Here is a 7,768-nt window from a genome sequence, read left to right as displayed (position 1 = left end):
TCGCATCAGATATAGAGATTTATACAAAAGAATTAGCTCAGCATCAATTTACGCTCATCTATACCTTAGATACCCATGTTCATGCAGACCATATTACTGCTGCGAATTTGCTTCGTGAACGTTTCCATTGTAAATCGGTTTTACACCGTAATTCAGATGTAAGTTGCGGAGATATTTTAATTACAGATGGTTGCATGCTTAAAGTCGGCAACCTCAGTATTGAAGCCCGTTATACCCCAGGTCATACCAATGCTTGTACGAGTTATTTGGTTGAAAACATGGTTTTCACTGGTGATGCATTATTAATTGATGGATGTGGTCGAACTGACTTCCAGCAAGGTAATGCAGGGACACTTTTTGACAGTATTCATAGACAACTTTTCAGCTTACCTGACGAAACTATTGTGTATCCGGGACACGACTATAAGGGTCGTTTGTCTTCAACGATTGGTTATGAACGTTTAAAAAATTCACGTTTAGGTCAGAATCGCTCACGAGAAGATTTTATTAAATTGATGAATAATTTAAATCTGCCATATCCAAAACAAATCGATAAAGCACTACCTGCCAATCAGGCCTGTGGTTCAACTTCACAATCATAAGGTGACGATATGGAACTTAAACGAGTTAATCAAGATTTTTATGTTGCTGGCCAGATTACTGCCGACGATATCGCAAAAATTGCTGATCAAGGGATAAAAACTCTGATATGTAACCGTCCAGATGGAGAAGGTGCAGACCAACCCAATGTGATTGAAATTGAAGAAGCAGCTCAACAATATGGTCTAAACGTAATTTATCAGCCTGTGACCAGCGGCAAAATTACCGACCAACAAGTTGCCGAGTTTAAGCAGCTTTATCAGAATGCCCAAAAACCTGTTTTAGCGTATTGCCGTTCTGGTATGCGTGCAGTCAGTTTGTGGGCTTTGGCTGAAGTTGCTCCAAAAGATGCAGCACTGTTAGTAGAAGCAGGTAACAAACTTGGTTTTAACTTAAAAGGCTTAGTGCCACGTATTTTAAAACGTGATCATGAACCAGCGACAATTCCTTGTTATAGCGTTGTAATTGTGGGTGCTGGAGCAGCTGGAGTTTCTGTAGCATCGAGCTTACTGTCTCGTGAACCTAATTTAGATATTGTCATTATTGATCCAGCAGACACTCATTATTATCAACCGGGTTGGACCATGGTCGGTGGTGGTATTTTTAAACCTCAAGTAACCGCACGTTCCATGGCAAGTGTGATTCCTGCAAAAGTAAAATGGATGAAAGCCGCCGTTGCTGGATTTGACCCTGAACACAGTCAGGTGATTTTGGAAGGATGCCAACCGATTCAATATAAAGCGTTGGTCGTCTGTCCTGGTTTAAAACTGAATTGGCATGGCATTGAAGGTTTAGTTGAAACCTTAGGTAAAAATGGGGTGACGTCTAACTATCGTTATGATCTAGCGCCGTATACATGGGAACTGGTGCAACAGCTAAACAGTGGAAAGGCAATCTTTACCCAGCCGCCTATGCCGATTAAATGTGCCGGTGCTCCTCAAAAAGCAATGTATCTTTCAGCTGACTACTGGTTAAAGCAAGGCAAACTCAAAGATATCTCTATCCATTTTTATAACACTGGTGCTGTTTTATTTGGTGTGAAGGAATATGTACCTGCACTAATGCAATATATCGAAAAATATGGCTCTGAACTGCACTTTAATCATCAACTTGTCAAAGTAGATGGACCTGCAAAAAAAGCATGGTTTAAGGTAGTGAACGATGAAAAGGCAGCATTGGTCGAGACGGATTTCGATATGTTGCATGTTGTTCCACCACAACAAGCCCCAGACTTTATTCGTGCAAGCACTCTTACGGATGAAGCAGGCTGGGTAAGTGTTAATCCACAAACTTTACAACACACACAGCATGCCAATATTTTCGCTTTAGGTGATGTAATGAATGCGCCTAATGCCAAAACTGCTGCTGCGGCACGAGCACAAGCCCCGATAGTTGCTGTGAATGTTCTAGCGCAATTTAAAGGTGAGCAGAACTTCTGTGAATATAACGGTTATGGTTCATGCCCCCTCACAGTAGAGCGTGGAAAAATCGTTCTGGCTGAGTTTGGTTACGGCGGCAAATTACTTCCAAGTTTTCCAAAATGGGTGATTGATGGGCAGAAACCATCTCGATTGGCATGGTTACTTAAAGAGCAAATTTTGCCACCGATTTATTGGCAAGGCATGCTCAAGGGCCGCGAGTGGATGGTCAAACCTGAGCGAGGATAAACAAAGCAACGCTTTGTCCGAGCGCAAGACGAGAACTATGTTCGAGTGGAAGAGGATAAGTAAAGATTAATAATCTTTACCCTGAGAAGCGACTAAAGCTTCGTAAGAAGACGAGATCTATTCACTCATTAACCAGCAGTCTACTGCAAATGATGTATATGCAATTTTAGGCTTTTAATATGTTATTACTTGTCGTTGAAGGCATCGTGATTGGCTTTTTACTTGGTCTTACTGGTGCAGGTGGTGGTATTCTTGCTGTACCTGCGCTCATGACCAGTCAAGGCTGGACAGTGGCTCAAGCTGCACCGATTGGTTTGCTCGCTGTTGCGCTATCTACACTCATTGGAACTATTGAAGGCTTATTTAAAAAGATTGTTCGTTATCGTGCTGCGATCTGGATTGCCTTAATTGGTGCCCCTATGGCACATATCGGAATTTTAATAGCCAACGCGATTTCACCTGTTTGGCTCATGTTAATGTTTAGCTTAGTCATGTTTACAGTAGGTTATCGACTTATTAGTAACCGAGTATCAGACTTTCATAACCCGCCGTGTCAGGTCAACCCAAGTACAGGACGATTTATCTGGAATTTTAAAACGGGAAGCGTTCTTGCCAGTATCGGAATTATTGCTGGGCTTTTAACTGGCATGCTAGGGGTTGGTGGTGGCTTTGTAATTGTGCCAGCGCTTAGAAAAGTCACAAATTTGGATATGCATAGCATTGTTGCAACCTCACTTATGATTATTTTTCTCATTAGTGGAATGAGTATTGTGATGCATATTGCAGAGGGTTTTCACTATCCAGTAGCAATCACTAGTGCGTTCGCGCTCGCATGTGCATTCGGTATGTTGTTAGGACGCCGAGCTATTCGTTTTATTCCATCTGCAATTGTGCAAAAAGTCTTTGCTTTAATGGTTTTTGCTGTCGCAATTTATATGGTAGTTAAGATTGTTAATCTCACAAATATCTAAGTGATATAGTATTTTAACTCACCTTTATAGATACAAAGTTTCTAAAGATGAAATGCTAAAATTATCTTTGGAAATTTTGTATTTAAACCATTTAAGTTTTTTGAGAAAGCGATATGAAGCGAATTAATGTGGCAATTTGTGGTTTTGGACGGATTGGGCAACAAATTGCAGAGCTTCTTTTAAATCGATCGACATACTATAAACAAAAATATCAAATTGATACCCGTTTAGTGGGTGTATGTAATTCATCATCAGGCTTAATTGATCAAGACGGTTTACAAGCTGCCAAGTGGCTAGATAAAACTAAATATCAAACAGGTCTCACTGAACAAAAGTTTTTAGAACAGGTACAGGCGGATGTCATTATTGAGACTGGGCCAAGTGATTATGTGACAGGGGGCAAAGGCCTGTTTTATTTAAATTATGCTCTAACACATAACATGAATGCGATAGCCGTATCTAAAGGTGCTTTAGTCGTAGAAGGTAAAAAAATAATTAACTTGGCTCATCAACACCAGCAAAAACTTTTTTTTAGCGGTGCGACGGCTGCGGCTTTACCGACAGTTGATTTATTTGAATATAACTTAGCGGGCTGTCAGATTTTAGAAATAGAAGGTGTTTTTACTGGAACCACAAATTTTATTTTAAATGATATGTTGCAACATGAATGTGCGTTTGCAGAATCTCTTGAAAAAGCCCAAGCAAAAGGTATTGCCGAACCTAATAGCTCTTTTGATGTAGATGGATGGGATACCGCTGCTAAAATTACGATATTGGCAAATACGGTTTTGGGAGCTGATATAAAAATTCAAGATATTCCAAGACAAGGAATCAGCCATGTTACTGCCGAGCATATTCGTGATTGGAAAAAAGAAGATCTAATTCCTCGTCTGGTGGGTTTTATTCATATTGAAAATCAGCAAATTCAAACAGGGGTTGAATTACGATTAGTTCCAGTAAATCATCCTTTTGCCCATCTTCAAGGTTCTAATAAATGCATTCGCGTGTTAACGCAAGAAATGGGGGAACTTGTTGTAAGTGGAGGAGCATCTGCGCCTTTAGCCACAGCAGCCGCAGCTTTAAAAGATTTCGAGCTGATGCTGAAAACGGGCTGCTAGAATTAATCATGGTTTATAAAAAAGCAGGCTTTTAGGCCTGCTTCTCACAACTTTTTTGACTATTAAATAACTTTTTTCCAATTTCAAATTTACTAAACATTAAGTAGTTGCCAAGTAAAATTAAAAGAATTCCAAATAATGCATTTAAGGTCCACTCATATCCTTCAAAGAAGGTAGAAACGGTTAGAGCAACTAAAGGGAAGAGTAAAGTGCTATACGCTGCTTTTGAAGCACCAATTCGCCCAACCAGCGAAAAATAAGCAGAGAACCCAATAACTGTACCAAATACAGCCAAGTAAAGTAGCGAACTTAAAAATGGGAAATTCATCGGAGGCATTAAATCTTGGCCAGTAAATAAGGCTAGACTTAACATCACCAAAGATCCATAAGTCATGGCATAACAGTTTGTTGAAAAGATATTTAGACCACGTTTTTGGTGTCTAACACTAATCATATTCCCTAAAGAAAAGCCGTAAGTGCCTATTGCACATAGCCCAATACCCATTAATAACTGCGCATTAAACTGACTATTAATAAGGTCATGCCAAAACAGTAGAACAATACCACCAAGTCCTAAAAGTGCAGCTAGAGCAAAGTTTGGTGAGGGTTTTTGCTTAAAAAAGATAAAAGCATTAATGGCATTAAAGAAAACAGCCATCGAAAAAATAACGGACTCTAAACCGCTATTTACATATTTAACGGCGGTATAAAAACAAATAAAGTTTAGACCGAAAACACAAAGGCCTTGCAGCATACAAAACAAGTGATCTTTTAAAGCAATTCGCTGTAATTTTCCTGAAAATAGTAAAACAACCCAAAGTAATAAGGCTGAAATAGCAAAACGCCATAAAATTGCGACGATGGGTGTTGCATAATGGCTCTGAACGGCAATTCCAATCCATGTTGTTCCCCAAATCAACACCACCGCAACATAGAGTAAAATATTCATAACTTCATCCTCGATTACCAAACTTAAGTATCTAGGAATGCTTAATTTTTCACGTATATATTCTTGTGTTATACATGCAAGATCTTGCGCTTTTTATTTAACTGAACTAGCTGAATTTTGCTGAATATGGTTAACTTAAGCTCAATGATATTCGTTTTAATTTTGCATGGCCTATCAAACTTTAGAACAGCTACAGCAATCTAAAGCCAAGCTTCACGAAACTGTGGTGCTTGATGAAAATATGCAACTTGCATTTTGGTCTAATGAGCAAGATCGTGTAAGTGTCTGTAGCGATCACCATACTTTAAGTCTTTATATTCAAGATGGCTATGAAAGCTATCAAAAAACACCTGCTGGCTGGAAAAATGGCGGTGGGCCGGGTCGTTTTTGCTTATTGCCTGAGCATCAGGAGTCTACTTGGGATATACGAGGCGGGCTTAAGTTCGTTCACTTGTATTATACCGACCAACATTTGCGTGATGTCGCCGAAAAAATATGGGACAAAGAGCCGAATCAAATTGAACTAAATGAAGTTGTCTTTAATGATGACGAAAAGATTCGAGCGCTATATCAGTTTTTCTTGCTGGATTGTGATTGGAATGATTCAGCAAACCATTTACAAATGAGTACCACTGCAAGTTTATTGCTGAATCATTTAATTCGAAGATATAGCAATGTTAAGTGGCAGCAACCTGTCATTAAAGGTGGATTGGCACCTCATAAACTTAAATATATTCAAGACTGGATTGAAGGGCATTTAGACCAAGCACTCACTTTGTCTGATTTAGCAAATGTTGTGAATTTAAGCGAATATCATTTTGCCCATATGTTTAAACAATCTATGAATATGGCACCTCACCAATATGTCATGCAAAGACGCTTAATTAAGGCAAAAGGGTTAATTCAGTCATCTCAACTTTCTTTACAAGATGTTGCTCTAGTATGTGGTTTTAGTTCAGCGAGTCATTTAAGTCATCGCTTTAAACAGTTTTATGGAATGAGTCCTTCACAGCTACGTTAAAGGACTCATGATTCATTTTTATAAAAGATAAACACCTAAACCAATCAGTGCTGATGCAAAAATGACATATAGCACGTTAATGTTAAAGCGGAATAAGGCAATAAATGCAGCAATGGTAATTGAGGCTGCAACAATATCAAAGTGACCAGAAAAACCGTGTGGCCATAACACGTGATAACTAAAAAATAATGCTAGATTTAAAATGACACCGACCACAGCCGCGGTAATTGCAGTGAGTGGCGCCGTAAACTTAATTTCATTATGTGTAGATTCAATAAAAGGACCACCAGCCAAAATAAAGACAAATGAAAAAAGAAAGGTAAACCAAGTGACAATGACAGCACCTAATGCACCAGCCAAAAATAGATGCTCTGACCCAAGTAATGAATGATTGACACCACCTAAAAAACCGACAAATGCAACCACCATAATCAGTGGACCGGGTGTAGTTTCACCTAAAGCTAAACCATCAATCATTTGGGTAGGTGAAAGCCATCCAAAATGATTTACAGCCCCTTGATAGACATAAGGTAAAACTGCGTAAGCCCCACCAAAAGTGAGTAATGCAGCTTTAGTAAAAAACCACGCCATTTGAGTATAAGAATGATGCCACCCAAAATATGCACCTAAAGCTAAAATTGGCAATAACCATAAAACGATTGCCACAAAAATAAGTTTAGCTAACCGCAACCAATGGAATTTAGCATGCTCTGGCGTCGGGGTATCATCATCAATAAATGCCGGACCATAATCCTTTTGACTGGCTTTATGCCCAGCGACTGAGGAAAATAGTTCTGGGTACTTTTTACTCGCTAAATAGCCAGCAATACCAGCTGATAGCACAATAAGAGGGAAAGGAAGCTTTAAGACAAAAATGGCAAGAAACGCTGCAATTGCGACTAACCATAAAAATTTATTTTTAAGCGAACGGCTACCTATACGGTACGTTGCATGAAAGACAATAGCGGTAACGGCAGGTTTGATCCCGTAGAAAATACCTGCAATAACGGGAACATCTCCAAATTTTATGTAAATCCAAGACAGTCCAATTAAAATAAATAAGGAGGGTAATACAAATAGAATACCTGCAACTAATCCTCCAGCAGTTCTATGCATAAGCCAACCAATGTAGGTTGCTAATTGCTGTGCTTCAGGGCCGGGTAACAACATGCAGTAGTTCAAGGCATGCAAAAATCTTTTTTCAGATATCCAGCGCTTTTGTTCAACGAGTTCCTGATGCATGACAGCGATTTGTCCAGCTGGCCCCCCAAAGCTAATAAAGCCGAGCTTGAGCCAAAATAAAAAGGCTTGCCAGAAGGTGACCTTACCCACTGAATCATCAGGGGTATTTTGTTGTTTTTGTTGCATATTATCCCCTAAAAAATAATAGTAATTTTTACGTTTATGGCATAACGGAGTATGTTTTATAGCATAACAAATAC

The 7,768-nt window shown here is 39.2% G+C and carries 7 protein-coding genes; 5 read left to right on the top strand and 2 right to left on the bottom strand.

What is annotated here, in order from left to right:
- From NL42_RS12785 to NL42_RS12770, 4 genes are all read left to right on the top strand, one after another.
- On the top strand, positions 1 to 602 hold a 602-nt coding region (locus NL42_RS12785; RefSeq protein ID WP_461313024.1), incomplete at its 5' end, for an MBL fold metallo-hydrolase.
- A gap of 9 nt (positions 603 to 611) precedes the next feature.
- Positions 612 to 2,267, top strand: coding sequence for a bifunctional protein tyrosine phosphatase family protein/NAD(P)/FAD-dependent oxidoreductase (locus tag NL42_RS12780; RefSeq protein ID WP_461313023.1), 1,656 nt, complete (start codon positions 612 to 614; stop codon positions 2,265 to 2,267).
- A 179-nt stretch (positions 2,268 to 2,446) separates the two neighbouring features.
- Entirely contained in the window at positions 2,447 to 3,238 is a 792-nt protein-coding gene (locus NL42_RS12775; RefSeq protein ID WP_461313022.1) for a sulfite exporter TauE/SafE family protein, read from the top strand.
- 113 nt (positions 3,239 to 3,351) lie between these two features.
- A complete protein-coding gene (locus NL42_RS12770; protein WP_461313021.1) occupies positions 3,352 to 4,356 on the top strand; it encodes a homoserine dehydrogenase in 1,005 nt (334 codons plus the stop codon).
- A 31-nt stretch (positions 4,357 to 4,387) separates the two neighbouring features.
- On the opposite strand, the gene NL42_RS12765 is transcribed toward NL42_RS12770, so the two are convergent.
- Positions 4,388 to 5,305 carry a DMT family transporter gene (locus NL42_RS12765; RefSeq protein ID WP_461313020.1) on the bottom strand — a complete coding sequence of 306 codons (918 nt, stop codon included), beginning with the start codon at positions 5,303 to 5,305 and terminating at the stop codon, positions 4,388 to 4,390.
- A gap of 166 nt (positions 5,306 to 5,471) precedes the next feature.
- Between NL42_RS12765 and NL42_RS12760 the strand changes: the two genes are divergently transcribed.
- Positions 5,472 to 6,326 carry a helix-turn-helix domain-containing protein gene (locus tag NL42_RS12760; RefSeq protein ID WP_461313019.1) on the top strand — a complete coding sequence of 285 codons (855 nt, stop codon included), beginning with the start codon at positions 5,472 to 5,474 and terminating at the stop codon, positions 6,324 to 6,326.
- Between the two features lie 18 nt (positions 6,327 to 6,344).
- Here NL42_RS12760 and chrA read toward each other — a convergent pair whose 3' ends face one another.
- Positions 6,345 to 7,694: a chromate efflux transporter gene (chrA, locus tag NL42_RS12755; RefSeq protein ID WP_461313018.1), complete on the bottom strand. Its 1,350-nt coding sequence runs from the start codon at positions 7,692 to 7,694 to the stop codon at positions 6,345 to 6,347.
- Positions 7,695 to 7,768 lie beyond the last annotated feature (74 nt).

It is taken from the genome of Acinetobacter sp. GN11, from assembly GCF_054823985.1.
Note: the sequence above shows the minus strand (reverse complement) of the source record. Positions and strands in the feature narration are given on the sequence as shown.

Excerpts from the sequence above, each read along its gene's own strand:
- NL42_RS12760 (WP_461313019.1), top strand. The coding sequence starts at position 5,472 with ATGGCCTATCAAACTTTAGAACAGCTACAGCAATCTAAAGCCAAGCTT.
- NL42_RS12770 (WP_461313021.1), top strand. The coding sequence starts at position 3,352 with ATGAAGCGAATTAATGTGGCAATTTGTGGTTTTGGACGGATTGGGCAA.
- NL42_RS12780 (WP_461313023.1), top strand. The coding sequence starts at position 612 with ATGGAACTTAAACGAGTTAATCAAGATTTTTATGTTGCTGGCCAGATT.
- NL42_RS12775 (WP_461313022.1), top strand. The coding sequence starts at position 2,447 with ATGTTATTACTTGTCGTTGAAGGCATCGTGATTGGCTTTTTACTTGGT.
- chrA (WP_461313018.1), bottom strand. The coding sequence starts at position 7,694 with ATGCAACAAAAACAACAAAATACCCCTGATGATTCAGTGGGTAAGGTC.
- NL42_RS12765 (WP_461313020.1), bottom strand. The coding sequence starts at position 5,305 with ATGAATATTTTACTCTATGTTGCGGTGGTGTTGATTTGGGGAACAACA.